Origin of the sequence: Rhodococcus sp. Chr-9, assembly GCF_000801125.1 — a bacterium.
Lineage (GTDB): Bacteria > Actinomycetota > Actinomycetes > Mycobacteriales > Mycobacteriaceae > Rhodococcus > Rhodococcus pyridinivorans.
Genome location: NZ_JTIZ01000140.1, coordinates 91,499 through 117,919, shown reverse-complemented (window position 1 = coordinate 117,919; position 26,421 = coordinate 91,499). Strand labels below are relative to the sequence as shown.

The following is a 26,421-nucleotide window of genomic DNA, read 5'->3' as shown; positions in this document are numbered from 1 at the left end:
AACATCACCCATCTGTCTCAGACAGGTTGACAACTTCCGAATTGCCATAGCGGACGGCAAGAGCGGTAGCGAATGCTCGAGGCAAGGACTGTTCGGTCGATCCGCACCGCTCACCCGGAATCCGGGCCCGCACCCGTGGCGAGCGTCCTACGGTTGTCGGCATGGGCACGCCCGGCATCGACCAGTGGGTCCTTCACGTCGACCTCGACCAGTTCATCGCCGCGGTCGAGGTTCTGCGCAATCCGGAATTGGCGGGCCGGCCGGTGGTGGTCGGCGGTCGCGGCGATCCCACCGCGCGCGGAGTGGTCTCCACCGCCTCCTACGAGGCGCGCGAGCACGGGGTGGGATCGGGGATGCCACTGCGGGTCGCCGTGCGCAAGATCCCCGACGCGGGAACGTGCGGTCGCACTAGCGGCTGGCAGACTGGACCCGGTGCGATCGGTGACCAGGACACGGGGACCTCTACGACCACCGGAGGCCGCCGCAGCGGCGGTCTTCGGGACGTTGACGGCTGTGCTGTCGGTCGTCGCGGGACTGATACCCGTCGGAGTCGCCCAGGTGCTCGTCGCGCTCCCCGTCGCCTTCCTCGCCGCCACCGGCCGCCTGCGCGCGATCGTCGCTGCGACGGTCGCCGCCGGGGTCGTTGCGCTCGTGGCCGGTGGGCCGTTCGCCGTCGCCGCGGTCGTCGTCCTCTCCGGGATCGGAACGCTCGTCGGGTTCGCGCACAGGCGGTGGGGTCACGCGGCGGTGTTCGTGGTGCTGGCCGGATCCGTCCCGGCCGGGCTGCTGCTCGCGGCCGCCGCCTGCGGTCTGCTGCTGTTGTTCGACCGGACCCGGGTGCTGCTGCTCGAGGCGCTCGAAGCATCCATGCGCGGCACGCTCCGGGCGTTCGAGGTGGCCGGTGCGGGGCAGCAGTTCGTCGACACCTGGGAACGGACCCTCGAGATCATGGTGCGGCTGTGGTGGGTGTGGATCGGCGGTGCGGTGCTGGTCGGGACCGTGGGCACCGCACTGCTGTGCTTCGGGATCTTCCGCGTGGTGGCCCTGCGCAGCACGTGGGCGACCCGGTCGGTCGACTGGCCCGAGCAGGACCCGACCGCCGACCCGGCTCCGCTTCCCGTCGCACTGCGGCTCGTCGGTTACCGGTATCCGGGAACCGACCGCGACGCCCTCTCGGACATCGACCTCACGATCGGGCCGGGAGAGTTCGTCGCGATCGTCGGCGGCAACGGCTCGGGCAAGTCGACACTCGTGCGGCTGCTCGCGGGACTCGAGCCGACCGTCGGCCTGATCGACCGGCCCGGGTCCGTCGGTCCGGGACGACCCGGTGGCACCGCGATGATCCTGCAGCATCCCGAGAGTCAGGTGCTCGGTCGCACGGTCGCCGAGGACCTGCGGTGGGGGATCGACGACGTCGACGTCGACGATCTGCTCGCCCGCGTCGGCCTGGTCGGAATGGAGGATCGCGCCACGGAGGATCTGTCCGGCGGGCAACTGCAGCGACTGGCACTGGCGGGCGCACTCGCCCGGCGACCCGCACTGCTCATCGCCGACGAGATCACCGCGATGGTCGACGCCGACAGCCGCGCGGACCTGATCCGCCTGCTCGCCGACGCCGCGCGGGAGGGCATCGCGGTCGTGCTCGTCACCCACCTCGACGACGAGGCCCGCGCCGCCGACCGGATCGTGCACATCGCCGACGGCCGGATCGTCCCGCGGGTCGCGGCGCCGCCACCCCCGGCGCCGGTGCCTGCTACCGTCCCGTCCTTCCCGCAGCCGATCCTCGAACTGCGCGACGTCACGCACATCTACGCGGCCGGCACACCTTGGGCACACACCGCGCTGCGCGACGTGTCGCTGACGATCTGCCGCGGTGAAGGGGTACTGGTCGTCGGGGAGAACGGTTCGGGCAAGTCCACGCTCGCGTGGATCGTCGCCGGACTGATGCGCCCCACGCGCGGAACGGCCGTGCTGCACGACACCCCGACGGCCGATCTGCACGGAGAAGTGGGCATGGTCTTCCAGCAGGCACGGCTGCAATTGCAACGACCGACCGTGGCCCAGGAGATCTCCGAGGTGGCCGGGCTTCCGCACACCGACCGCGGCTACGTCGCCGCCGTCCTGCACCGGGTGGGTCTGCGTCCCGAACTGATCGACCGGCCGATCGACCGGCTCAGCGGAGGCGAGATGCGGCGGGTCGCGATCGCCGCCCAACTCGCCCGCACCCCGCGGGTGCTCGTGCTCGACGAACCGCTGGCCGGACTGGACCTGCAGGGCCGCCGCGAGGTCGTGTCGATCCTCGCCCATCTACGCGCGGTCGAGCACGTCACCGTCGTCGTCATCTCCCACGACCTGCACGGAATGGAAGAGGTGTGTTCACGCACCGTGGTACTCGAGGACGGACGCATCGTGGAGCAGACGGGAGCGGTGATCGCATGAGTCGCACACGCACACGCACGCGCACACGCCAGCGGCGCCCGATCATCCTGCTGCGGCCCGTGCCTCGGGAGACACCCCTGCACCGGGTGTGGGCCGGCACGAAGGTCCTGTCGGCAGCGGCGCTGTCGGTGGCGGCGAGCTTCGCTCCGAGCTGGACCGGACTCGGCATCCTGCTCAGCGTGCTGGTCGTGGGTGTGCTCGTCGCACGGATCCCGCGCGGGGTGGTCCCGACGATTCCGTGGTGGGTGTTCGCGGTCCTCGCCGTCGGCCTGGTCCTCAACGCAGCGGGTGGCGGGCTCACCGCCTACGTCCGGACGATGCTGCTCGGCGTGGGTTTGCTGGTCCTTGCGTCGCTGGTCGGGTGGACGACGCGACTGTCCGACCTCGTCGACGCCCTGCCCGTGTTGTTCGCCCCGCTGCGACTGTTACGGCTACCCGTCGACGAATGGGTGACGGTGTGCGCGCTGGCGCTGCGGATGCTGCCGACCGTTCGCGCCGAGATGCGGGTGCTGTTCGCCGCGCGCAAGGTCCGCGGCCGGCCCGGCATCCGCACTCCGGCGGGATGGTGGCAGGAGGTGGCCGACTCCGTCGGCGCGGTGGTGTCGGTATCCATGCGCCAGGTCCGCGATCTCGGCGACGCGCTGGCGGTACGGGGACCACGATCGGCGACCCGCCGGGGTCCTCGATCGGCGACCCGCCGGGGTCCTCGATCGGCGACCCGCCGGCCGCTGCGACTGCGGCTCGGGGACGTCCTGACGGTGCTGGTCGTGGCAGGCGCGTGCACGGCGATCACCGTGTGGGGTTGACCCGTCAGTTGCGGTTGTGCGAAGCGGTGTCCTTCGAACGCGAGCGGATGCGCCGGACGATCCCGTAGCCGATCACCGCCACGACGACGGCGATCACGACGTACTGCAGCGCCGAGGCGTACGGTTCGACGGCGCTCCAGTTCTCGCCGAGCTGATAACCGGCCAGCACGAAGATCGAGTTCCAGATGAGGCTGCCCGCGGTGGTGAACGCGAGGAACTGCCAGATCGGCATCCGTGTGACACCGGCGGGGATGGAGATGAGGCTCCGGAAGACGGGCACCATCCGGCCGAAGAAGACGGCCTTGCGTCCGTGCCGCTGGAACCAGGCGGTCGAACGGTCGAGGTCCTCGACATCGACGAGTGGAAGCTTCCGCATGACCGCGCGAATCCTGTCCTCACCCACCCAACGGCCGATCGAATAGAGACCGAGAGCGCCGACCACGGAACCGAGGGTCGTCCAGAACAGCGCACCGAACAGGGTGAAACTGCCCAGGCTCGCGGCGAACCCGGCGAGCGGCAGGATGACCTCGCTGGGAAGCGGCGGAAAGAAGTTCTCGAGAGCGATCGCGATGCCGGCGCCGACACCGCCGAGGCGATCCATCAACTCGAGCGCCCATCCTGCGAGACCGTCCGTGGGGGCTGACTGTGAATCCGCGACACTCATCCACCCGACCCTACCGAGGGGTCGTCGAGGTTTCCGCTCGTACGGATCGAAACAGTTCCGGTCTGCTCGATCGGCGAGAAGGATGGCGGCGAATGTCGCTCTCCACCCCGAGGGCCGATCCGGAAGGTGATCTCCAGTGACGATCGTTGTCGTCGCGGGCAACCCGAAGCTCGCGTCCCGCACCCTCGCCGCCGGGCACGCCGCGCCACGGCCCTCACCGGACGAGAGCCCGATCACGTTGTGGATGTGATCACACTCGGTGGTAGAACTGGGGCGCTATGCCCAGCCCCCGGCCTGTATCTTCACGATTCGACCTACACAACCGAGATCCGTATTGCGGACTACGCCGAACGCTGGTCGTCGGTGCTGTCCGCCGCACTTCGAAACGAGGCCGCCTCATGACCACTCTCGACGGACCGTCTCTGCGCCAGGCATTCGCGCACGTCCCCTCGGGCGTCGTCGCGATCTGCGCGGAGATGGACGGAGAGCGGATCGGGATGGCGGCGAGCACTTTCGTGCCGGTGTCGCTCGATCCGCCGCTCGTCTCGTTCTGCGTACAGAACACCTCGACCACATGGCCGCGTCTGGCGTCGCTCCCGCATCTCGGCATCAGCGTGCTGAGCGAGGAGCACGACGGTGCCGCGCGGGTGCTCGCCGCGAAGAACGGCGATCGCTTCGCCGGGATCGACATCGAGAGCCGCGAAGGCGGCGCGCTGTTCGTCTCGGGCACGAGCGTGCGCATGGACGTGACTGTGCAGCAGGAGGTTCCGGCGGGCGACCACGCGATCGTCGTACTGCGCATCAACGAACTGCTCACCGACGCCGATGTCGAACCCATCGTGTTCCACCGCAGTTCGTTCCGTCGACTGCTCGCGTCCTGACCTGCATACGATCGATTTCGGTGGTTCCACCCCCGCTCAGCGCGGGTGGAACCACCGAAGTTCTCTAGGGCGGTGGTGTTCCGACCGATCGTCGCGGCAGCCGTCCGGTTCCGAACAGCGCCGCGATCGCGAGGAGCGCTGTCACAGCGAACGCGGCGCGTAGCCCTTCGAGTCGAGCGTCGGCGTTGACCGCGACGAGTGCTTCCGTTGTGGACGGGTCGACACCCGCCTCGTCGAGCCCGGCCCGCAACTGGGTCGTGGACAGGAACGGCACACCGGAGGCCAGCTCGGTCGTCGCCTGCTGCTGCACCGACGGCGGGATGTCGGAGTTGTCCTCGATTCCGGCAACGACCGATGTGGTGAGGGTGGCGATCAGGATCGATCCGATCAGTGCGGTGCCCAGCGACGCCCCGAGATTCGTTGCGGTGTTCTGCACACCGCCGACTTCGGCGCTCTGGGAATCCGGTACCGACGAGACCGTGATCGCGCCGAGCTGGGACGCCAACGCTCCCAGGCCGAGACCCATCAACAACATCGGTATCGACACCACGGCCGCATCGGCACCCGGGTCCATACCGGCAACGAGGATCAGGATCCCCAGGATCATCGAACCCAGACCCATACGCACCACGCGTCGGGGATCGGCGTGGGGTCGCACTTTCGGGATCACCGTTGCGGCCAGCACCAGCGCGATCGACAACGGCAGGATCCGCACACCTGTCTGGACTGCGCTGAGTTCGAGTACGACCGACAGGAAGAGAGGGACGGAGAAGAAGACTCCGGCCTGCACCGCGAACTGTGCGAAGAACATCGTCAGACCACCGACGAGCTGTCGGTTGGCGAACAGCCCCGGATCGATCAGCGGGTCGCGACCCTTGCTGACGAGAGCGCTCTGCCACCGCATGAATGCATAGAGCACCAGCGAGCCCGCGACGAGAAGCCAGATGACCGGGGACAGACCCAGTACGGCGGGTGCGCCCGGCTCGGCCCGCACCCAGCCCCATTCGCTCGAACGCAGGACGCCGTAGACGACGGATCCCAGACCGAGTACGGACAGTGCGGATCCCACGAGGTCGAGGTGGACGCGGTGAGGGGGAACGTCCTCGATGCGGCGCAGCACCAGCAGGATCAGCACTACCAGGACGACCTCACCGAAGAAGACGTAGCGCCACGACGCGAACGTCGTGACGGCCCCGCCCAGCAACGGCCCCACAGCCACTGCCGACGCACCGGCCGCCGCCACCAGACCGTACGCTGCGGCACGTCGCTCGGGAGCGAAGTTGGCCGCGACGAGCGAGACGATCGCCGGCATTATCAGGGCCGCGCCGATGCCTTCGAGCAACGACCAGCCCACCAGTAGGACCGCGAGGTTCGGGGCGAGTCCGGTGGTGAACGAGCCGATGCCGTAGATGACCAGTCCGACACCGAACGCGCGACGTCGACCGAGGATCGTGCCGACCTTCCCGCCGGTGATCATCAAGGATGCCATCACCAGGGTGTAGAGGGTGATCGCGGTCTGGATGCCGGTGATCGTGGTGCCGACGTCCTGCGCGACGGTCGCCATCGACACGTTCATCACCGAGCTGTCGAGCGTCATCAGGAACTGGCCCGACGCCAGCACTGCGAGTACCAGTGTCGAACCCGAGCGGACCTCCGGCTGCGACGACACCTGTCCGTCCTTCGGCTCAGGTCGCCGGCAACGGCCGACAGGAGCTACTGCCGCTACCGGTGGGCACCGGCATCCGCTGCGACATGACTTCTATTCTTCGCGTTCGAACGTCACGAGCATTCCCTCGACGCCACCGGGACCGATCCGTCCCTTGATGTCGGCGGAGGTGATCGCCTTCAGGCGCCACCCATCTCGGGCATGATCGTTGAGGATCTTCTCGAGCTTGCCGCCGGACATCTTCCCGCCGAGCATGCCCTCGCGGATCTCGATCACCTTGTACGAGTACACCCGTTCAGCTTACGGTCGTCCCGCGAGAATCTCGTCGAAATCCGACGGCTGTACGTGACACTGGAAGGTGACGTTTTCGAAACCCGGAGGCAGCAGTGGAGACGATGCCGGACCGTCGGACTCTCGAGTCGGCAGTTGCGCTCGCGAGTCGCGCGCCGTCGCTTCACAACAGCCAGCCGTGGCGGTGGACTCTGGACGCGGACGAGCTTGCGCTGTTCAGCGACAGTGATCGCATCCTTCCGGCCACCGATCCGTCCGGTCGTCAGATGGTGTTGTCCTGTGGAGCAGTGCTGCACCATCTGCGGGTGGCGCTCACCGCCCGGCACTGGGCCACGGTGGTCGAACGGATGCCGGACGCGACGAATCGTCGTTGTCTCGCGACGCTGCGCTTCCGCCGACTTGACGCGGTGACCGACACCGACCTCCGGATGGCAGAGGCGATCGGCTGCCGACGTACCGAGCGGTTACCGATGGGGGCTCCGCAGGAGTGGGCTCGGACCGAGAGCGCTCTGCAGATGCTCGTCGAGCCCGCGGGTGTCCGCCTGAGTGCCATCGCCGAACACGAGCGACCTGCACTGGAAGAGCTGTCCCGTCGCATCGGCGGTGAGCGTCGCTCCGATGCGACCTACCAGACGGAACTTTCCTGGTGGGCCGGGCACGGGATGTACCCGGACGGAATACCTCCGGACGCACTCCCACCGGGACGGCGCACGGTAGCGACGGAGCGGGAGTTCCCTCCCGGCAACGCGACCGGCGAGTCGGCAGAGACGGAGGACCGAGCCGCGATACTTCTCCTGTCGACCACGACGGACACGCGGCTCGACTGGCTGCGGAGCGGTGAAGCCCTATCGGCCGTGCTCCTCGCGTGCACCGCCCGTGGACTGGCCACCTGCTCCGTCACGCACCTGACGGAATCCGAATCCTCACGTGCGTTCCTGCGGGAAACGGCCCGCATCGAGGGCGTGCCGCAAGTGATGATCCGGGTCGGTGTACGCGCGGGACCGGGTCCGGATGCGGCGACGCCGCGCCGTCCGACTTCCGCGATTCTGTTCCGCAAGCAATCCTGATCCCGAACTTCGGTGTTCCCGACCGAGCTCAGCGACGTCGAAACCACCAGAATCGTTCGAGGACAACAAAAGCCCGGATCAGCGGGCGGTGCCGTAGAAGCGGGAGACCCGTACACGCAGCAGCAACCTGCGATCGGCGACCATCGCGGCCCGGAAGTCGTCCCAGTCCGGATGCTCGCCCTGCACCGCTCGATACAACTCGACGAGCTGCTCGACGGTGTCGTCGTGGGGGTCCGCGGCCACCGGCGTCAGCTCGGCCTCGCCCTCCGCGACGGCGTAGGACCACTTGTCGTCGGAGTCGACGAACAGGCTCACACGCGGGTCGCGGCGCACGTTCCGGGTCTTTGCCCGGTCGTCGGTGATGGAGACGGAGAACGTGCGGGTCGCGGGCTCGTACCGGTAGGTGACGTTCGACAACTGGGGTCGCCCGTCGCGCTTGATCGTCGCGAGCACAGCGACACCGGTGGGAGGGAACAGGGCTTCGAGTGCGCTCTCGTCGGCCGGCATGGCGCCCAGCCTACGGCCGACCGTGCAGAATCGGGGCGGGTATCGGGCCGAGCACGAAGGGTAGGCATGCTGGACTACGCGCGTTACTGCGGAGAGATCGTCGAACAGACGGAACTGCTGGTGGACTCACTGGCCGGGCAGGACATGACCACACCGGTGCCGTCGTGCCCGGGATGGAACCTCGGTCAGCTCGCCCGACACATCGGCTACGGCCACCGCTGGGCGAGCGAGGCGGTCCGCGGTGAAGGGGCGATGCCGCGCACCGACCGCGCGATGCGGGAGTTGGCGGACTACGTCGACGAGGATCCGGACGAGCTGATTCCGTGGTTACGGGAAGGAGCGCGCGAATTCGGGGCCGCGTTGCGGGAGGTCGGTCCGAACATGCGGGTGTGGACACCGATCCCGGGTGGCAAGAAGACCCCGGAGTTCTTCGCCCGACGCTTCGCCCACGAGACCGTGGTGCATCGCGCCGACGCTGCACTCGCACTGGGAGCGGACTTCGAGCCGGCCCACGATCTTGCGGTGGACTGCGTGGACGAATGGCTCGACCTGGCGGTCGTCACCTGGCCACGACTCGATGTCGAACGGCACCGCGCGTTGCACGGACCCGACCGGACGCTGCATTTCCACGCGACGGACACGTCGGCGGAATGGGTCGTGGACCTGTCCGGCGAGGACTTCGCGTGGCGGCATGCCCACGAGAAGAGTGCCGTGGCGGTACGCGGCCCGCTGACGGAACTGCTGTTGGTGCTCTATCGTCGGCGCGCTGTGGGCGCAGCCGACGTGGAGGTCTTCGGCGACTCCGGGTTCCTGGCGTCCTGGCTCGACGTCAGTCCCTTCGGATAGAACGCACAGCGGGTGGCCGCACCGCGACGGGCCCGAGTAGTCGCACCGCGACGGCGAGACGCGGCCCCCACCTATGAACTAGACCGACAGGCGCGAGGCCGAGTACGCGTGGCGGATCGCGTCGAGTGCGCTGGTGCAGGGAATATGAGCTTCCTGCAGCGAATGGATCACCTCGGCGATCGGTCCGGACTGCTCGAAGGCGCTACCGGCGGCGACGGCCCAGGCGACTTCGCCGGGCTCGAACGTCCGGGTGGGCTTCCATCCTCGCTGAGGAGCGAGCTCGCGCAGAGTGCTCCAGTGTGCGACCTCGTCCGCATCCGGACGTCCGATGAAAAGTAGGCGGTCGTGTCCCACGGTGAACCCCTTCGTTCCTTCTCGTGCTTCGACAGGTAGGTCGTCTTCACTGTGCGCTTCGTTACATTCACCTGATCGAGAAGCGTCGCAGGTTTAGGACCTTCCACTATGTGGTACACCCGCCCGAATCCGACGGACCTGTCGGACAAGGGCGATCATCCACCGCCGTAGCGAGCCGCGAACGCGCCCGGCGTCATGCCCATGACCCTCGCGAAATCACGTACGAAATGCGGCTGGTCGGCGTAACCGAGGACCGCGGCGACCTCCGACAACGAACCGGGTTTCTCGCGCAGGCGACCGGCGGCCTCCTGCAGTCGCCGCCGCTGGATCAGCCACTTCGGGGTCAGCCCGATCCGTCGCTGGACGAGGCGTTGCAGCGCGCGCTCGCCGAGACCGAACTCCGCGCGCACCTGCTCGACCCGCAGGACGTCGGAGTTCTCCTCGACGAACGCCACCACCCGGTTGACCAGTCGCCCCTCCTCATCGATCGGCAGATGGGCGCGCAGCACGTCGTCGAACGCCTCCGTCGCGGCGCGGTGCGACTCGCGAGAGTCCGGGCCGTGTGCCATCGCCTCCCGAACCCGCGTGATCAGACGCGCGCCGGCATCGCCGAGGACATCGGTGAGGTCGACGGCCCGGTCGGTGAACGCCGCGAGCGAGGTGCCCGTGATCAGTGCCCCGGCCGCCGGGCTGAGCATGGACCCGACCGCCCAGCCCTCGCCGGTGAGGGTGACCGTGGACAGTCCGTGTTCGACACCGTAGAAGCGCGCGTAATCGTGCGCAACCACCAGTTGGCAGACCGGATAGCGCAGCACCCGCTGGGGTGCCTCCCGCCCGGCCGGCACCGACCACACGGGAATCCAGTACCGCTGCATCAGATCCGTGAGGTCGGAAGCGGCGGGATAACGGTGGATGGTGTGCGAGGCGTCGTGCGGATCCTTCAGGTGGGCACGTTCGATGTCGTCGCGACCGCCGACACGGTCGGTGTCGTCGTGACCGCCGAGGGGGTCGCCGCCGTCGGGTTTCATCAATACCTCACGCTCGCCGGTCGTCAGTATCGAGTCATGAATACAACAGCACTGCGACACGCAGAGGCCGACAAGCCGCTCACCGACGTGATCTCGTCGCTCCGCGGCACCGACTGGGATGCGCAGTCGCCGTGTGAGGGGTGGACGGCGCGCGACGTCCTGGCCCACGTCATCGACACGCAGCGGGACTTCTTCGCCGGACGCGGCGTCGAGATGGGGGAGCGGCCCGAGACCGACCGTCCTGTCGAGGCGTGGAGGACGCACACGGCACGGATCGCCGAGATCCTCGCGGACGACTCGTTCGTCTCGACGACATACGACGGATACTTCGGGCCGACCACGGTGGGTGCGACCTTCGAACAGTTCTACCTCTGGGACATGCTCGTGCATCGCTGGGACATCGCACGCAGCGCGGGGGTCGATGTGACCTTCTCGGACGCCGAACTCGACCGGATGGAGGCCGGCGCCGACAGTTTCGGCGACGCGCTCTACATGGACGGTGTCTGTGCTCCGGCGGTGCCGGTTCCCGAGGACGCAGACCGCACGGCCCGGATCCTCGCGAAGATGGGACGTCGCACGGCCGCGTCGATCGGTTAGGCCGCGTTATCGTCGGTCGTATGAGCGAAACGATCCGCGTCGCGGACTACGTGCGCGAAGCGATCGCGGCCGGACGGCCGGTCGTGGCGCTCGAATCGACGATCTTCACACACGGCCTCACCCGGCCACGCAACGTCGAGGTCGCCCTCGAGGCCGAGAAATGTCTGCGCGATTCCGGGGTGCTGCCCGCGACCATCGGGGTTGTCGACGGCACGCCGACGGTCGGTTTGTCGGAACAGCAGATCCGCATGCTCGGTGCCGAGGACGTCCCGGTCGTCAAGCTCGGTAGCCGCGACCTGCCGGTCGCGGCGGCGAAGGGATTGCACGGGGGGACCACGGTGTCGGCGACGGCGCTGCTCGCGCATCGCGCCGGGATCGACGTATTCGCCACCGGCGGCCTGGGCGGCGTGCATCGGGGGGCTTCGTCGACCTTCGACGAGAGCGCGGATCTCGTTGCGCTGGCGACACTTCCGATCCTCGTGGTGAGCGGCGGCGTCAAATCCGTCCTCGACATCCCTGCCACACTCGAACGGCTCGAGACGCTCGGGGTGGTCGTGGTCGGCTATCGGACCACGCGTTTTCCCGGCTTCTATGTGCGCGACAGCGGCTGCGATGTCGACGAGGTGGAGTCGGCGGAGCAGGCCGCGGCGGTGGCGCGGGCGCGGGACGGGCTGGGTCTGCGGGCGGCGGTGCTCGTCGGGAATCCGGTGGCGGCCGAGGCTCAGATCGATCCGGAACTGCACGATCGCGTGCTCGCCGAGGCCGAACACGCCGCAGCCGAGGCCGGGACACGCGGCAAGGCGATCACCCCGTTCCTGCTCGAACACATGCACCGGGCCACCGAGGGGCACTCGCTCGAGACGAATGTCGCGGTCTATCGCGGGAACGTCGCGGTCGCCGCGGAGATCGCGCACGCGCTGGCGTCCTGATTCTTCATTGCAGGCCGACGGCCTGATTTCTCACTGCAGGAGGAAGGCGGCGGTGGACGACGGCAGGGGAGTGCCGCGCCGGCGGTAGATCTCGGCGGGCCGGCCCGTGCCCTCCCTGTGCAGTTCGCCGGTGGGTTCGAGGCCGTGCAGCAGGTGCCGGCGGAAGGTGTCCTTGGGATAGCTGCGGGCATAGACGGTCTCGTACAGCAGCCGCAGGTCGAGCACGGTGAACTGCTCGCCGAGGAAGTTGCCGGGGTCGACCTCGGCGGAGTACCTGCGTCGCAGGTCGGCGACGGCCAGGTCGACGATCTCGGCATGGTCGAAGGCGAGGTCGGAGGTCTCGGTGGTCGGCACGAGATACGCCTCGGCGGGGATCTCGGCGACCGGCACCGCGGCGCCGTGGGCCATCGACAGCACCCACCCGCGGTCGTCGCGCTCGGGATCGTCGAGCATGGCCAGCTGGTGGAAGTCGACACCCGTGAGTCCGGCCTTGTCGCGCAGGGCGCGTTCGGCGGCCTCGGCGAGTCGCTCACCGGGGTGCAGGAAGGTGCCCGGCAGGGCGAAGGTGCCGTCGGGACGTTCGACGACCAGTACCTTCAGTACTTCGTCGATGGTGAGGACGGCGACGTCCACGGCCACCGAGGGGCGCGGGTAGTCGGTGAGCGACCTGCCGGTCGAGTCGGTCGGTGTGCCCATGATGGACATTCAATCATTGATGCGCTAACTTTAGCGCAGACTTGATCGAATAGAGGGGTTCATGGAAACAACCGCAGCACAGAACGACCGGGCAGCCGGAGTCCTGCTCGCCACCGCAGCAGGCGACGCACTCGGGGCCGGATACGAATTCACGTATCCGACGGACACCACGCCCATCGACATGATCGGCGGCGGACTCGGGCCGTTCGCGCCCGGTGAGTGGACCGACGACACCTCCATGGCCCTCGCGATCGCCGAGGTCTCGGCGACCGGCGTCGACATCGGTGAGGGCGCCGGACTCGACGCGGTCGCGGCGCAGTTCCTCCGCTGGTACGCCACGAACCCCAAGGACATCGGCAACCAGACGCGTGCCGTCCTGCGCGAGGCGGGCCCCACCGCCGTCACCATGACGGCGCGCGCCCGCAGCCTCCCCGGACGCACCGGTGGCAACGGATCGCTCATGCGCACCGCACCCGTCGGGCTCGCCTACCTCGACGACGCCGAGCGGTGCCTGTCCACGGCGCATGCGATCAGCAGCCTCACCCACGCGGACGAGCAGGCATCCGAGGCATGCCGACTGTGGTCGTTCGCGATCCGTCACGCCGTCCTCCACGGCACCTTCGACGGGGTGCGGGTCGCCCTGTCCTGCCTGTCCCAGCCCGCCGCACAGCGGTGGACGGCGCTGCTGGACGAGGCGGAGACCGCGCCGAGTCCGCGCGTGTTCGACAACAACGGCTGGGTCGTCCACGCCCTGCAGGCGGCGTGGTGGGCGATCACGCACGCCCGCACCGACGGCCCCGGACACCTGCCGGAGGCGCTCGAACTGGCCGTGCGCGCAGGCAACGACACCGACACGGTCGCGGCCATCGCGGGCGGACTGCTCGGCGCCCGGTGGGGTGCGTCCGCGGTGCCGGAACGGTGGCGTCGCATGCTGCACGGATGGCCCGGTTACCGCGCGGACGACCTCGAGCGCCTCGGGCTGCTCACTGCGCGGAAGGGCTCCGGGGCAGGCGGGGATGTACTACGGGTCGTCCAGAGCTGAGACTCCCCGAGATCCGCCGGATGTCTCCACTCGCGGTTGTGATGCGGTAGACACGACCCGTCCGACGGATACTCGAGGAGGGATCGCACGTGGCTTCCATCGCACTTCCACGCATCATGCGCGTCGGCGGGGGCGCCGTCGAGGAGATCGGTGAGGTAGTCGCCGGACTCGGACTCGCCCGGCCCCTGGTGGTGACCGACAAATTCCTGGTCGGCACCGGTGCGGTGGATCGGATGGTCGCGCAGCTCGAGGCCGCCGGACTGCGGCCGGCAGTCTTCGCCGAGACCGTTCCCGACCCCACCACCGCCTCGCTCGACGCGGGTGCCGCAGCGGTCGCCGAGCACGACGCCGACTGTGTGATCGGGTTCGGTGGAGGAAGCCCGATGGACACGGCCAAGGCCCTCGGCCTGCTCGCCCGGAAGGGCGGTCACATGCGCGACTACAAGGTGCCGCGCGACAACATCGGCCCGGCGTTACCGGTGATCGCCGTGCCGACCACGGCGGGAAGCGGCTCGGAGGCAACCCAGTTCACGATCATCAGCGACAGCGAGTCCGACGAGAAGATGCTGTGCACGGGCCAGGCCTTCCTGCCGGTCGCTGCGATCGTCGACTATCGGCTCACCATGACGATGCCCCCGCGCCTGACGGCGGACACCGGCGTGGATGCACTCACCCATGCCATCGAGGCCTATGTCAGCAGGAAGGCGAACCCGTTCTCCGACAGCCTCGCGCTCGTCGCGATCGACACCATCGGACAGGTACTGCGGCGCGTCTACGCGGACGGGCAGGACGCCGAGGCGCGCGAGCGGATGATGCTGGCCGCCACGCAGGCGGGCATCGCCTTCTCCAACTCCAGCGTCGCGCTCGTGCACGGCATGAGCCGTCCGATCGGGGCGCACTTCCATGTTGCGCACGGACTGTCGAACGCGATGCTGTTCCCGGCGGTCACCGAGTTCTCGGTGGATGCCGCCGAGTCCCGCTATGCCGACTGCGCCCGCGCGCTCGGCGCGGCCTCGACGGACGCCTCGGATGCGACCGCCGCCGCAGACCTGGTCGTCGCGCTGAAGGAACTGTGCCGCGACGTGGAGGTGCCGACACCGAAGTCGTACGGCATCGACAAGCAGACCTGGGACGAGAGGCTCCCGGTCATGGCCGAGCAGGCGCTGGCGTCGGGATCCCCGAACAACAACCCGAGGATCCCGACGGCCGAGGAGATCTGCGATCTCTACGGGCGGATCTACGCCTGAGGCCGACTCATTCGGGAGCCTGATCGTCGGGCTCGACCTTCTCCGTCCTCACCCGGTCCGCGACGTTGCCGGGCGCACCCTCCTCCTCGCGTTCCTTCTCGACCTTCTGCTCGAGCTTGTCGACGAGATGCTTGATCTTCTGCCCGGTGAGGTCGTCGTTGTCCTCTGGGCGGCCCGAACCGTGCTTGGGGGCGTTGTCCATCGACGTCCGTCCTTCGTTCGTAGGGTGCAGGGGAGCGGTACCCGAGCGCCGGAACGGTCAAACGGGCAACGGTTCTGCTCACACCGATCACCACCGGCAAGCTCGATGAGACCGTTCCCACCGCCTAGCTCATCCCGCCCGCTCGGCTGCGGCGGCGATGTCGGCGAGGTCCTGTTCGAGGGCCTTGCGGGTCGCGCGTTTCGCGAGCGGCGCGAACACGGTCATCGCAAGCTGAGCGAAGGCGCCGAGGGGTCCGCTCTCGCCGGAGAACTCCACGGACAGATCCGTGCCGCCCGCCGAGGGGGTCAGATCGAAGACGGTCCGGTAGCGGGCGCCGCGGGATTCGGCGACGACGACGGTGCGCCGCTCCGGATCCGCCTCGGCGACCTGCATCTCCTCGGTCGCCGACTGCCCGAACATCACGCGGGTCTCCCGCCACCGTGTGCCCACCTCGTAGCCGGTGCCGTCCAGTCGTTCCACGGCCTTCACCGCACGCAGGGTGGTGGGCGCCTCGTCCAGCGCGGTGAGCACCCGCCACACCGCGGATGGTGGTGCGGCGATGTTGCGCGAGACCTCGATGCGTTGTTCCACTTCTCTCCTCGTGATCGTTCGGGTCAGAGCGGGAGCTCGGTCTCCTGCAGCCCGGGCGGAACACCGCGGCGCCGGAACCATTCGACACCGAAGGCGGCCCGCAGGTGTTCCTCGGGCATGTTCAGCATCGGCCCGAAGTCTCCGATCTGCGACTCATAGCCGATCATGGCAGCGCGTTTGGCGGCCAGCGCCGTCGACACGTCCACCGCGGTGGTCAGTTCCGATTCCGGTAGGCCGAACGTCTCGAGGTCCGGTGGGCGCACGTCGTCGGGGGTGTCCGGCAGCGCCGAGAGCAGCCGCATCAGGTGGTCCCGGTTGCTCGATGCCTCGTAGACGGCGTCGTGTCCGGTGATCCGTTCGGCATGGATCCCGGCCCGGTGGACCTGGACGTGATCGGGATGACCGTAGCCGCCGTGCGCGTCGTAGATCGTGACGACATCGGCGCGTTCCTGCTCGATCACGGCGGCCAGCCTGGCTCCCACCTTGCTCGGATCGGCGTTGGTGAAGGCATTCGGGTCGTGGTTGCCGGCGGTGCCGGCCATCCCCGAATCGCCGTATCCGAAGGGCACCACCCGCGCCGCACCCAGCGCCCGGGCCGATTCCTCGAGTTCCTTCGTGCGGCGGGCGGCGAGGGATTCGCCGGGCGCGAGCAGCCCGTCGGGATATTCGCCGCGGGCACCGTCGGTGGCGACGACGAGGACGACGCGATGCCCGGCGTCGGCGGCTCGGCGCATCACGCCACCGGTGAGGAACACCTCGTCGTCGGGGTGTGCGTGAAAGCACAGCAGAACGCTCATGGCGTTCATGCTGACACGCTGCTCGTGCGGTGCAGCGGTCAGTCCGACTCGCCGTAGCGGGCCGCGAGATTCTCGGGCATCGGTTCGTGCCGCAGATACTGGCGGGCGAAATCGGCGGTGCCCTGCGTGATGGCCCGCAGTTCCACCGGATAGCGGCCGAGTTCGAGCTCGGGAACCTCCGCGCGCAACAGGGCGATACCCGGCTCGGGGGATTCGGTGCCGAGCACCCGTCCGCGCCGGGCCGACAGATCGCCGAGGACCGCGCCGAGATGCTCCTCCGGCACGATCACCCGCACGGCGGCGACCGGTTCGAGTACGCGAACGGTGCTGTGTGAGGCCGCATCCCGCAGGGCCAGCCCGGCGGCGGCCTGGAAGGCCGCGTCGGACGAATCCACCGAGTGGGCCTTGCCGTCGACCAGGGTGACCTGCACGTCGACGAGCGGATATCCCGTCGTCACGCCCTTCTCGGCCTGCGCGTACACGCCCTTCTCCACGGACGGGATGAACTGGCGCGGAACCGCACCGCCCACCACCTTCTCGGCGAACACCACCCCGCTGCCCACCGGCAGTGGTTCGACCTCGACGTCGACGACCGCGTACTGACCGTGCCCGCCGGATTGTTTGACGAGCCTGCCGTGGCCTTTCGCGGGGCCGGCGAAGGTCTCCTCGAGCGGCACCCGATGCTCGACCGTGTCGACCTGGACACCGTGCCGGGTGCGCAACCGTTCGAGGACCAGTTCGGCGTGCGCTTCACCCGTGCACCACAGCACGAGCTGATGGGTCTCGGGATTCTGCTCGACGCGCAGCGCGGGATCCTCGGAGGCGAGGCGCGACAGGGCCTGGGACAGCTTGTCGTCGTCGGTGCGGGTGTGTGCCTCGATCGCGACGGGCAGCAGGGGAGTCGGGGTGGGCCACCGGTCGAGCGGGACCGGATGGTCGGGGTCGTACAGGACGTCACCGGGTTGTGCCGTCGCGAGCTTCCCGACGGAGGCGATGTCTCCCGCCACGGCTTCACCGACCGGGCGCTGTTGCTTGCCGAACGGGCTCGTCAGGGCGGGAATGCGTTCGCGGCTGTCGCGGTCGCCGTCGGCCAGCGCGACGATCGTGTCGGGTCGCAGCGTGCCGGAGTACACGCGCACCAGGCTGATCCGCCCGACATAGGAGTCGCCGGCCACGCGCACGACCTGCGCGGCGAGCGGACCGTCCGGATCGCACGGCGGTGCACCACGACCGCGCTGCGTCGGTGCGGGGAATCCGGTGGTGATCAATTCGAGCAGTTCGACGGCACCGATTCCCGTCTCGTCGGCGGGAACGGCCGGGTGCAGGGTGCACGCCAGGATCTCGCGGGTGAGTCCTTCCTGCAGGGAGGCCGTGTCGAGTTGCTCGCCGGCGATGAACCGCTCCATGAGCGTGTCGTCCTGGCCGGAGATGGCCTCCACGAGGCTCTCGCGCGCTTCGGTGGACACCGGGCACGGACCGGGTTCGCCGTAGCTGCGGCCCGTCAGCAGACCCATCGACCCGATCGGGCGGTCGCCGTCGTAGACGGGATAGAACATGGCCCTCAGGGTGTCCGGTCCCAATCCGAAGGCGACGTGACAGTCGGTGAGCATGTCGTCGAAGCTGTGCCGGGCGACATCGAGTTTGTTCACCACGATCGCGCGGGGGATCGCCTCGTCGTCGCATTCGCGCCAGAGCGCGCGGGTCGCTGCGCTGATGGGATCGGTGGCGGAGACGACGAAGATCGCCGCGTCGGCCGCGTGCAGGGCTGCGCGGACCTCGGCGTCGAAGTCGGGGTGTCCCGGCGTGTCGATCAGGTTGATCTTGATGTCGTTCCATTCGAGGGGGACGACGGACAGCTGCACCGACCTGCGGTGGCGCTGCTCGATCCCCTCGTAGTCGGACACCGTGGTGCCCTCTGCCACGCGCCCGGCGCGCCCGACGGCGCCCGCTGCGACGGCGAGGGATTCGGTGAGGGTGGTTTTCCCGGAGCCGCTGCACCCCACCAGGGCAACGTTGCGGATCCGGTCGGGACTGTCGGCGGTCGGTGCCTGCCGGCTGCGTGCTGCGGAGCGATCGGGCATCGAGCTACTCCCTCGTGTGACCTGCAGCACAGTCTAAGGCATTCCGATGGTGCCTCCGGGGAGGTTCGCAACACGCGCTCGGGGCTCGCAACGCCACCGGTGACCGATGGTGTTGCGAGCCTCGCGGCGGCGGTGCGTACCCCCGGCCTGCTCAGTACACGTCGCGCACGTACCGCTTCTCGCGCTTGAGGGTGGTGACGTACTCCGCGGCCTGCTCGTCGTTCATGCCGCCGTGCTCGGCGACGATCTCGTGCAGCGCACGGTCGACGTCCTTCGCCATCCGCGACGCGTCGCCGCAGATGTAGAAGTGTCCACCCTCCTCGAGCCACGCGAACAGTTCCGCGCCGTGCTCCTTCATGCGGGTCTGCACGTAGATCTTCTCGGCCTGATCGCGGGAGAACGCCAGGTCCAGGCGCGTGAGCACACCCGAGTCGGCGAACTCGGCCAACTCCTGTTCGTAGATGTAGTCGCAGCCGCGCTTCTGGTCGCCGAAGAACAGCCAGTTCTTCCCCGTCGCACCCCGTGCGCGACGTTCCTGCAGGAAGCCGCGGAAGGGTGCGATGCCGGTGCCCGGACCGACCATGATCATCGGTGCGGTGTCGTCGGCGGGCACGCGGAAGGCCTTGTTCTTCGACACGAAGATGCCGACCTTGCCTTCACCGACACGATCGGCGAGGAAGGTCGAGCACACCCCGCGACGCTCGCGGCCGTCGGTGCCGTAGCGCACCGCCGCGACCGTCAGGTGCACCGAACCGTCGCACGCGTTCGGGCTCGACGAGATCGAGTACGCCCGGTGCTGCAGCGGACGCAACAGCGCCAGGAACTGCTCGGCCGACAGCTCGGGCGCGGGATCGAGCAGGAGCACGTCGAGAATGTCGCGGCCCCACAACCATTCGTCGAGCGCAGTCTTGTCGCCGTGCCGCAGTACGTAGGTGAGTTCGTCGTTGCCCGTGTGCTTCTCGATCTCCTCGAGGAGATCGACGGACGGAGCGGTGATCTCGTAGTTGTAGGTGAGGAGGTGCTCGAGCGTGTCGTCGTGACCCTCGGGGACGGTCGCGCCATCGAGACCGAGCCGACCGAGGATCGCGTGCACGAGTTCGGTGTCGTTGACGGGCACCACGTTCAGCGCGTCGCCCGCTTCGTATTCGAGACCGGAATCGGCGAGCGCGAACTCGTAGTGCCGAATCTCCTTGGCCGAGTCCTCCCCGGACAGGAGCACGTTCGACGTCAACACCGCCGGATAGGGATTCTTGCGGGTCCACTGCGACTTCGCCCGGGCCGGTGCCGCCGGTGCCGCGGGAGCGGGAGGGGGAGCACCATCGCCCACGATGCCCTCGACGGCCGCGACGAGCGGCAGCGTCTCCGCGATCCACGTCGCGGCGAGCTCCTCGAACTCGACGTCGCAGTCCACCCGCGGCACGATGCGCTGCGCACCGAGCTGCTCGAGACGCATATCGATGAGCTTGCCGGCCTGGCAGAACCCGTCGTAACCGGTGTCGCCGAGGGCGAGCACCGCGAAGTTCATGCCGTCGAGGCGCGGCGCGCTCTCGGCCGACAGCGCATCCCAGAACAGCTCGGCGTTGTCGGGCATCTCGCCCTCGCCGTAGGTGGATGTGACGATCAGGACCTGGCCCAGACCGGCGAACCGGTCGAGGTCCATGTCGTCGAGAGCGCACACGACGGGCGCGAAGCCCTGGGTGCGCGCTGCAGCCGCGGCGTCCTCGGCGACGGCTTCGGCATTGCCGGTCTGCGAGCCGTAGAGCACGTGCAGAGCAGTCGCCGAGCCGACGGTCCCGGCATCGGCGGCGGGACCCCCGGAGAACAGGCGGGTCTGCATCCCGGCGACGAAGCCGGAGAGCCACGACCGCTGATCGGCGGTGAACGGAGCGTCGAGGGGAATGAACGGGCCGGTGGTGGTCACGCGGAGACTCCCATCGTGGAGGTGAGGACGTTCGGGACGGCGTTGCGTGCGAACAGTTCCTCGTAACCGGGCAGGCGACCTGCGGCGTCGAGATTCTTGCGGCTCTGCAAGAGGATCCAGCCGTAGGTACCCGGCGCATCGACCGAGCGGACGTTGCGCAGGGCCAGGGCCTGCTTGTAGTCGTTCAGGCGCTTGTCGGCGACCAGCGCCGCGAGCTGCTCGTCGGTGTGATCGGCGATCGCCGCGAGGGCGTAGCGCTCGAGCTTCGCGACGAGGAAGAAGTCCTCGGTGAGCAGCAGATTGCGAGCGGCCTTCTGCACCGCCGGATCCGACACGTCGGTGGCGCCGGGGACCTTCTGCAGCGCCATCTCCTGCGCGGCGGCGAGCACCGTGTAGTTGTTGAGCAGCGCGTACATGGCCTCGGTGTCGGTCGCGTCCGGGGTGACACCACCGGCGACGGGAACACCCGAGCGGTAGTTCTCCTTGAACTTGCGCACCTGGTGCGCGACCAGCGCCGTGGCGACCTCGGCGGCGAGGTCCTTGCGCGACGCTGCGGCGAGGATCTCGTCGAGGTCCTGGTACTGCAGCAGCGCGCGCGGCATGCCGTACGCGAAGCGGTGCTGCTCGACCTGCCAGTTGTCGATCAGGAAGCGGGCCTTCACCGAGCCGGTCGCCTCGACGTGCAGGTGCAGCAGCTGCAGCACGGCGGCGTTGTGGATCGCGGCCTGCGGGTCGTCGCCGGTGATCGACCCGAGGACGATCGAGTCGGCGCTGGCCTTGCGGGGGAGCAGGCCCTCGGGGTCGTACTGGTAGACGAACCCGCCCGACATGCCGTTGCCGAAGCCCTTGCCGAACTCGCCGATGTTGAGCACCGCGCCGTTGGTCATGTACTCGCAGGCGAACTCGCCGACACCCTCGACGACGGCGGTGGCGCCGGAGTTGCGCACCGCGAAGCGGTCGCCGGCCTCACCCTCGACGAACAGGCGACCACCGGTCGCACCGAAGAGCGCGAAGTTGCCGATGAGCACGTTGCCGCCGCGTCGGTCGCTGCCGCCGCCGGGGGAGTGCAGCACGATCTGCCCGCCGCACTGGCCCTTGCCGACGCCGTCGTTGGCGGTACCGGTGTGCTCGATGTGCATGCCGTCGTTGCAGAACGCCCCGAAGGACAGGCCCGCCGAACCGGAGGTGGTGATGGTGACGGTGCCGTCGCGTAGCCACCGGCGTCCGCGCTCGTCGTCGAGCACGGCCGGCAGGGCGCCGAGATCCTCGTGGTTGAGCATGCGCTCGATGTCGATCGCCAGCTGCGCGCCGACGCTCTTGTTGTTGTTCGTCAGCTGCACGCCGTCGCCGAGCGAGACGGTGAGCTCCTTCGCATCGACGAGGGCCTCGCGCAGCCGGGCCACCCACGCCTCGTCGAGCGAGTAGTCCTTCTCCATGTAGACCGGATTGTCGATGTGCACCTCGGGCAGCACCGCGAGCATCGCCCGCAGGTCCAGCCGGCCCACGCTCGACGGGTGGTCGAGCAGGTGCAGCAGGTCGGCGCGGCCACGCGCGTCGCGCAGCGACCGCAGACCCAGGCGGGCGAGCAGCTCTCGGGTCTCGTGCGCGACGTTGAGCAGGTACTGGGCCATCGCCCGCGGATCGCCGTTGAACACTTCGGGATTCGTGGTCAGACCTGCCGGGCACTTGACGTTGCAGTTCTTCGCCATGACGCAGCCGAGCATCATCAGCGCGGTGGTGCCGAACTCGAAGCTGTCGGCGCCGAGCAGCGCGGAGACGATGACGTCCGACGCCGTCTGGTGCGCACCCGAGCAGCGCAGCACGACCTTGTCGCGCAGACCGTTGGCCGTGAGGGCCTGGTGGACCTCGGCCACACCGATCTCCGCGGACCGGCCCGCGTACTTCAGCGAGGTCACCGAGGCGGCACCCGTGCCGCCGGTGTTGCCGGCGACGTTGATGACGTCGGCGCCGGCCTTCGCGACACCCACGGCGATCGTGCCGATGCCCTCCGAGGAGACGAGCTTGACGATCACCCGCACCCGCGCCGCCTTGGCGTCGTGGATGAGCTGGGCGAGGTCCTCGATGGAGTAGGTGTCGTGGTGCGGCGGCGGCGAGACCAGCTCGACGCCCGGGGTCGCACCGCGCGCCGCGGCGATCTCCACCGTGACCTTCTTGGCGGGCAACTGGCCGCCCTCACCGGGCTTCGCGCCCTGCGCGATCTTGATCTCGATCTCCTCGAGCATCGGATCGGCGAGATAACCGGCCCACACACCGAAGCGGCCGGACGCGAACTGCTTGATGCGCGACCCGCGGATGGTGCCGTAGCGGGAGATGTGCTCGCCGCCCTCACCGCAGTTCGACATGCCGCCGACCATGTTGGTGCCGTGGGCGACGGCCTCGTGGGCGTTGGAGTTGAGCGCGCCATGGCTCATCGCACCCGACGCGAGCGCCGGGGTGATCTCGTGCGCCGGCTGCACCCGGTCGAGCCGCACGCTCAGCGGGGCCTGGCGGACCTGCTCGAGATAGCGCGCGGCGTCACCGATCGCGTGCACGGTCAGGGTGTCGCCGTAGCAACGGTGCGAGACGATGCCGTCACCGAAGCGCGCGACGAGCGAGGCCGCGAGCGCATCGGGACGACGGTGGTCGTCTGCGAGCGGACCGGTCAGACGCAGGACGAATTCGCTCTCACCGACCCGCGCCGCGGAGATCCCGCGCACGAGCATCGAGTTGTTGCCGAACCGCGCGAAGCGGCCCATCTCCTTGGTGAAGTCCTCGGCGGTGACGGCGTAGGTGACGTCGGCGGGCAGGGCGAGCACGTCGCGCAGCGCCGCGGGACGCTGTGTGCGCTCGTCGGCCATCGTGCGGGCGAACGCGCGGTAACCCGGGGTGATCTCGAAGGCATCGATCTCGGCGGGTGTCAGGGCGCGGAAGCCGCCGTAGCGGTACGACGCGTCGTCGAGACCGTGCGCGTCGGAGAGCCGGTGCAGCGGCAGCAGACGCAGCGCGTCGGTCAGATCCGGCTCGGCCTCCTTCTCCACGGGCAGCGCGAAGGGCTCCTCGGTCATGTCCACGAAGCCGCGCACGGCGGTCGTGCCGAACGAGTGACCGGCGCCCTCGGCGCGCTCCTTGAACAGACCCAGCAGCGGGACGTCCTTCTCCGTCTCCACGGTGAGAGCGCGACGGTGCCAGTCGGCGACGGCCTGCGCGAGGGTGGTGAAACCGACACCGCCGACCGGGGACTTCACGTTCGGGAACCAGCGCGCGAGCACCTCGTCACTCGTGTCGAGATAGCTCGGCTCGAAGAACTCACCGCCGATGTACGACTCGACGGTGCACAGGCCGACGCGTCCCATCGTCTTCATGAGCGACTTCTCGGCCGCCTTGCGGAACTTCAGGAACGCGGCGTCGGCATCGTCGCCGAACTTCTCCTCGGCGCGCATCTGCACCGTGAGCGGATACACCGCAGCGGCACCGAAACCGAGGGTCGCGGCGATGTGATGCGACGAGAACAGCTGTCCGGATTCGACGATGACGGACACGCGCAGACGCAATCCCTCGTCGATCAGGCGCTGGTTGACCGCGGCGACGGTGAGCACCATCGGCAGTCCGGCGCGGTCGGTGGAGACGTGGCGGTCGGTGAGCACGGCGATGCCACCGGATTCGCGGGCGAAATCGGCAATGGCCTCGGCCGTACCGTCGATCGCGGCGGCGAGCGCGGCCGCGTTCGCCTTGGCGTCGTCGAAGACGGGGGAGTACAGCATCTCGAAACGCCGCACCGGGGTGTCGGACTGCTCGCGGATACGCAGCATGTCGAGGTGCGTGAGGATCGGGGTGGGCACCACGATCTGGGTCGCGGACGAGACGGGAGCACCGCTACCGGGGCGAGCACCGAGCGCGACGCGCAGGGTCATGCCGTCCGCTTCGCGGATCGAGTCCAGCGACGGGTTGGTGACCTGGGCGAAGCGCTGCGAGAAGTACTTGGCCACACCGCCTTCCTGATCCGACAGCGCGTTGATGGCGTTGCCGTAACCCATCGCGGAGATGCGCTCCTGACCCGACGCGAGCATCGGGTCGAGCATGAACCGGAAGGATTCCTGGTTGATGCTGTAGGACACGTAGCGCTGGTAACGCTCGAGATCGCCGTTGTAGCGCAGCGGGGAACCGGCCTTCTCGGCGGGAACCTCGGGCAGGGCATCGAGATTGCGGCGGGCCTCGTCGACGAGCGACGCGTAATTCTGCCGGGCAGCAAGAAGTTCGAGCGCCTCATCCGCTCCGTAGGAGCGGCGCGTGCGGTGATCGAAGTACAGCATGCCACCGGCCTCGATGCGGCCGCGACGCAGCACGGTCTCGGGCGCGAAGTCGAACTGGCCGGCCTCGGAGGTGACGGCGAGGTACTCTTCGGTCTCCACGGTGCGCAGCGGACGCAGGCCGAGGCGGTCGAGGCGCGCGCCGACGACGGTGCCGTTGCCGAAGACCAGCGCCGCGGGGCCGTCGTTCTTCTCCTCGTACAGGGAGAAGAACTCGAGCATCGCGCGGACCTGTGGCGACAGCTCGGTGTCGTTCTCCCAGGCAGGCGGCATCATCTGCACGACGGCGGTGACGAGGTCGAGTTCGTTGTGGGCGATACGCGAGGCCAGGGTCTGGTCGAAGCGGCAGCTGTCGGACTGTCCCGGCGGGCGAATGATGTCACGGCCCATCGCGCGGGCGAGGGCGCCCTCGAACAGCCGGTTCTTGCGATCGGTGTTCAGCTCACCGTTGTGCGCTATGAGGCGGAACGGCTGCGCCATCGTCGGATGCGGATCGGTGTTCGTCGAGAACCGGGTGTGGAAGAACAGGGTGTGCACCGCGTGCCGCGGATCGGTGAGATCGCGGAAGTACGGGATGACCTCGTGAGAGTTCAAGCGGTTCTTGAGAACCTGCGTGCGCGCACTGAGCGAGAGCGGGTACAGCCCGCCCAGTTCCGGCTCGGTGTAGGCGCGGGCCTCGACCTCGAGGAGCACGCCGTGCAGCAGTCGGTCGAACTCGTCGACGGAGTCGCACGCGTCGGGCCGCGTGAAGATCCACTGACGGATCGGCAGCTGGTATTTCGTTGCGGCAGGACGCAACACGCTGTCGTCGACGGGGACGTCGCGCATCGTGAGCACGGTGACCCCGGCTCCGGCGAGTGCCGACGAGACGAGTTCCTCGGCATCGGCATGCGCCGCGGGATCGGTGGGGAGGAAGAAGTTTCCGACACCGAAGTGCCCTTCCTGCAATGGTTTTCCGGTGATCTTGGAGAAGAAGGCGACCGACAGGTCCACGTTGATGCCGGCTCCGTCGCCGACACCCTCGGCGGACATGCCACCGCGGTGCGGCACGACGCACAGGGCCCCGTGACCGCGGGTGAGCACGTCGTGGGTCTGCACGCCGTCCTTGCGGGTGATGAAACCGACACCACAACTGCTCTTGTCCAGCGTGCTGTCGTACAGGCCGGTGTCACTGGCGTGCGTCACGGACGTCCTCCTCGGTGCATCGAATTCGACGTCGACCGGCAGTGACGATGCGAAGAAGGGGAACGCGTGGGAAGGCGCAGCTCCTGAGGTGCATAGACGTGTGCCGGAGACGATGTGTGTGAATGCAGACGTCTTTGTCCGAATGCGCCGTGCGTTGCGACGGTGGAGCGCGCGAGCAGCAATGGCAAGTGTAGCGCACGTGTTAACTCCGGTGACGGCGGGATACATCACAACCCGCCGGGAGTAAACGCTTTATTGCGGGAGGGTCTTCGCTACG

Annotated in this window: 22 protein-coding genes and 2 pseudogenes; 11 read left to right on the top strand and 13 right to left on the bottom strand. The window is 68.6% G+C overall.

Translation table 11 applies throughout. From position 1 onward, the window contains the following. Positions 1-161: 161 nt before the first annotated feature. The 3 genes and pseudogenes from QR64_RS26355 to QR64_RS25030 all read left to right on the top strand — a co-directional run. Positions 162-392: pseudogene (locus QR64_RS26355) on the top strand (DNA polymerase IV); the annotation flags it as partial. A 49-nt stretch (positions 393-441) separates the two neighbouring features. Further along, on the top strand, positions 442-2,439 hold the full coding sequence (locus QR64_RS25035) for an ABC transporter ATP-binding protein (RefSeq protein ID WP_200886540.1): 1,998 nt from the start codon (positions 442-444) through the stop codon (positions 2,437-2,439). Further along, a complete protein-coding gene (locus QR64_RS25030; RefSeq protein WP_039587785.1) occupies positions 2,436-3,245 on the top strand; it encodes an energy-coupling factor transporter transmembrane component T family protein in 810 nt (269 codons plus the stop codon). The genes QR64_RS25035 and QR64_RS25030 overlap by 4 nt, the downstream gene beginning before the upstream one ends. A 4-nt stretch (positions 3,246-3,249) precedes the next feature. On the opposite strand, the gene QR64_RS25025 is transcribed toward QR64_RS25030, so the two are convergent. Next, positions 3,250-3,909, bottom strand: coding sequence for a DedA family protein (locus QR64_RS25025; protein ID WP_033098021.1), 660 nt, complete (start codon positions 3,907-3,909; stop codon positions 3,250-3,252). A gap of 136 nt (positions 3,910-4,045) precedes the next feature. On the opposite strand from QR64_RS25025, the pseudogene QR64_RS28970 reads away from it, so the two are divergent. Further along, a pseudogene (locus tag QR64_RS28970) lies at positions 4,046-4,311 on the top strand (hypothetical protein). After that, the gene (locus QR64_RS25020) at positions 4,308-4,790 is read left to right on the top strand and encodes a flavin reductase family protein (protein ID WP_006552866.1); all 483 of its coding nucleotides are present in this window, start codon (positions 4,308-4,310) and stop codon (positions 4,788-4,790) included. Before QR64_RS28970 ends, QR64_RS25020 begins: the two are co-directional and overlap by 4 nt. 64 nt (positions 4,791-4,854) lie before the next feature. Here the strand turns inward: QR64_RS25020 and QR64_RS25015 are convergent, their stop codons facing one another. Together QR64_RS25015 and QR64_RS25010 are read right to left on the bottom strand one after the other, a co-directional pair. Beyond that, the gene (locus QR64_RS25015; RefSeq protein WP_039587784.1) at positions 4,855-6,459 is read right to left on the bottom strand and encodes an MFS transporter; all 1,605 of its coding nucleotides are present in this window, start codon (positions 6,457-6,459) and stop codon (positions 4,855-4,857) included. Positions 6,460-6,549: 90 nt separating this feature from the next. Further along, positions 6,550-6,747 carry a DUF4177 domain-containing protein gene (locus QR64_RS25010; RefSeq protein ID WP_006552868.1) on the bottom strand — a complete coding sequence of 66 codons (198 nt, stop codon included), beginning with the start codon at positions 6,745-6,747 and terminating at the stop codon, positions 6,550-6,552. A gap of 104 nt (positions 6,748-6,851) precedes the next feature. Here QR64_RS25010 and QR64_RS25005 point away from each other — a divergent pair, with 104 nt between their 5' ends. Next, complete coding sequence (locus QR64_RS25005; protein ID WP_039587795.1) at positions 6,852-7,814, top strand: Acg family FMN-binding oxidoreductase; 963 nt, start codon at positions 6,852-6,854, stop codon at positions 7,812-7,814. Between the two features lie 78 nt (positions 7,815-7,892). On the opposite strand, the gene QR64_RS25000 is transcribed toward QR64_RS25005, so the two are convergent. Beyond that, complete coding sequence (locus QR64_RS25000) at positions 7,893-8,330, bottom strand: PPOX class F420-dependent oxidoreductase (protein WP_372477601.1); 438 nt, start codon at positions 8,328-8,330, stop codon at positions 7,893-7,895. 57 nt (positions 8,331-8,387) lie between these two features. Here QR64_RS25000 and QR64_RS24995 point away from each other — a divergent pair, with 57 nt between their 5' ends. Next, the gene (locus tag QR64_RS24995; protein WP_039587782.1) at positions 8,388-9,167 is read left to right on the top strand and encodes a maleylpyruvate isomerase family mycothiol-dependent enzyme; all 780 of its coding nucleotides are present in this window, start codon (positions 8,388-8,390) and stop codon (positions 9,165-9,167) included. A gap of 78 nt (positions 9,168-9,245) precedes the next feature. Here QR64_RS24995 and QR64_RS24990 read toward each other — a convergent pair whose 3' ends face one another. Both QR64_RS24990 and QR64_RS24985 read right to left on the bottom strand, forming a co-directional pair. Further along, entirely contained in the window at positions 9,246-9,521 is a 276-nt protein-coding gene (locus QR64_RS24990; RefSeq protein ID WP_006552872.1) for a hypothetical protein, read from the bottom strand. A gap of 155 nt (positions 9,522-9,676) precedes the next feature. Next, on the bottom strand, positions 9,677-10,549 hold the full coding sequence (locus QR64_RS24985) for a helix-turn-helix domain-containing protein (protein WP_006552873.1): 873 nt from the start codon (positions 10,547-10,549) through the stop codon (positions 9,677-9,679). 36 nt (positions 10,550-10,585) lie between these two features. Between QR64_RS24985 and QR64_RS24980 the strand changes: the two genes are divergently transcribed. Together QR64_RS24980 and QR64_RS24975 are read left to right on the top strand one after the other, a co-directional pair. Further along, positions 10,586-11,146 (top strand): TIGR03086 family metal-binding protein, encoded by a 561-nt coding sequence (locus tag QR64_RS24980; RefSeq protein ID WP_033098055.1) that lies wholly within the window; start codon positions 10,586-10,588, stop codon positions 11,144-11,146. 20 nt (positions 11,147-11,166) lie between these two features. Next, the gene (locus QR64_RS24975) at positions 11,167-12,075 is read left to right on the top strand and encodes a pseudouridine-5'-phosphate glycosidase (RefSeq protein WP_039587781.1); all 909 of its coding nucleotides are present in this window, start codon (positions 11,167-11,169) and stop codon (positions 12,073-12,075) included. Between the two features lie 30 nt (positions 12,076-12,105). On the opposite strand, the gene QR64_RS24970 is transcribed toward QR64_RS24975, so the two are convergent. Beyond that, the gene (locus QR64_RS24970; protein ID WP_024103645.1) at positions 12,106-12,771 is read right to left on the bottom strand and encodes an NUDIX hydrolase; all 666 of its coding nucleotides are present in this window, start codon (positions 12,769-12,771) and stop codon (positions 12,106-12,108) included. 61 nt (positions 12,772-12,832) lie between these two features. Here QR64_RS24970 and QR64_RS24965 point away from each other — a divergent pair, with 61 nt between their 5' ends. Then, positions 12,833-13,813 (top strand): ADP-ribosylglycohydrolase family protein, encoded by a 981-nt coding sequence (locus tag QR64_RS24965; protein WP_006552877.1) that lies wholly within the window; start codon positions 12,833-12,835, stop codon positions 13,811-13,813. A 116-nt stretch (positions 13,814-13,929) separates the two neighbouring features. Further along, complete coding sequence (locus QR64_RS24960; protein WP_039587794.1) at positions 13,930-15,060, top strand: iron-containing alcohol dehydrogenase; 1,131 nt, start codon at positions 13,930-13,932, stop codon at positions 15,058-15,060. A 7-nt stretch (positions 15,061-15,067) separates the two neighbouring features. Here the strand turns inward: QR64_RS24960 and QR64_RS24955 are convergent, their stop codons facing one another. From QR64_RS24955 to QR64_RS24930, 6 genes are all read right to left on the bottom strand, one after another. Further along, positions 15,068-15,262, bottom strand: coding sequence for a hypothetical protein (locus QR64_RS24955; protein ID WP_006552878.1), 195 nt, complete (start codon positions 15,260-15,262; stop codon positions 15,068-15,070). Positions 15,263-15,391: 129 nt separating this feature from the next. After that, positions 15,392-15,853, bottom strand: a complete 462-nt coding sequence (locus QR64_RS24950) for an SRPBCC family protein (protein ID WP_039587779.1) — start codon at positions 15,851-15,853, stop codon at positions 15,392-15,394. Between the two features lie 23 nt (positions 15,854-15,876). Continuing rightward, complete coding sequence (locus tag QR64_RS24945) at positions 15,877-16,650, bottom strand: PIG-L deacetylase family protein (protein ID WP_039587793.1); 774 nt, start codon at positions 16,648-16,650, stop codon at positions 15,877-15,879. Between the two features lie 38 nt (positions 16,651-16,688). Then, entirely contained in the window at positions 16,689-18,731 is a 2,043-nt protein-coding gene (locus QR64_RS24940; protein WP_039587777.1) for an elongation factor G-like protein EF-G2, read from the bottom strand. 151 nt (positions 18,732-18,882) lie between these two features. Further along, entirely contained in the window at positions 18,883-20,652 is a 1,770-nt protein-coding gene (locus QR64_RS24935) for a sulfite reductase subunit alpha (protein ID WP_039587776.1), read from the bottom strand. Next, on the bottom strand, positions 20,649-26,144 hold the full coding sequence (locus QR64_RS24930; protein WP_039587775.1) for a glutamate synthase-related protein: 5,496 nt from the start codon (positions 26,142-26,144) through the stop codon (positions 20,649-20,651). Before QR64_RS24930 ends, QR64_RS24935 begins: the two co-directional genes overlap by 4 nt. Between the last annotated feature and the right edge of the window lie 277 nt (positions 26,145-26,421).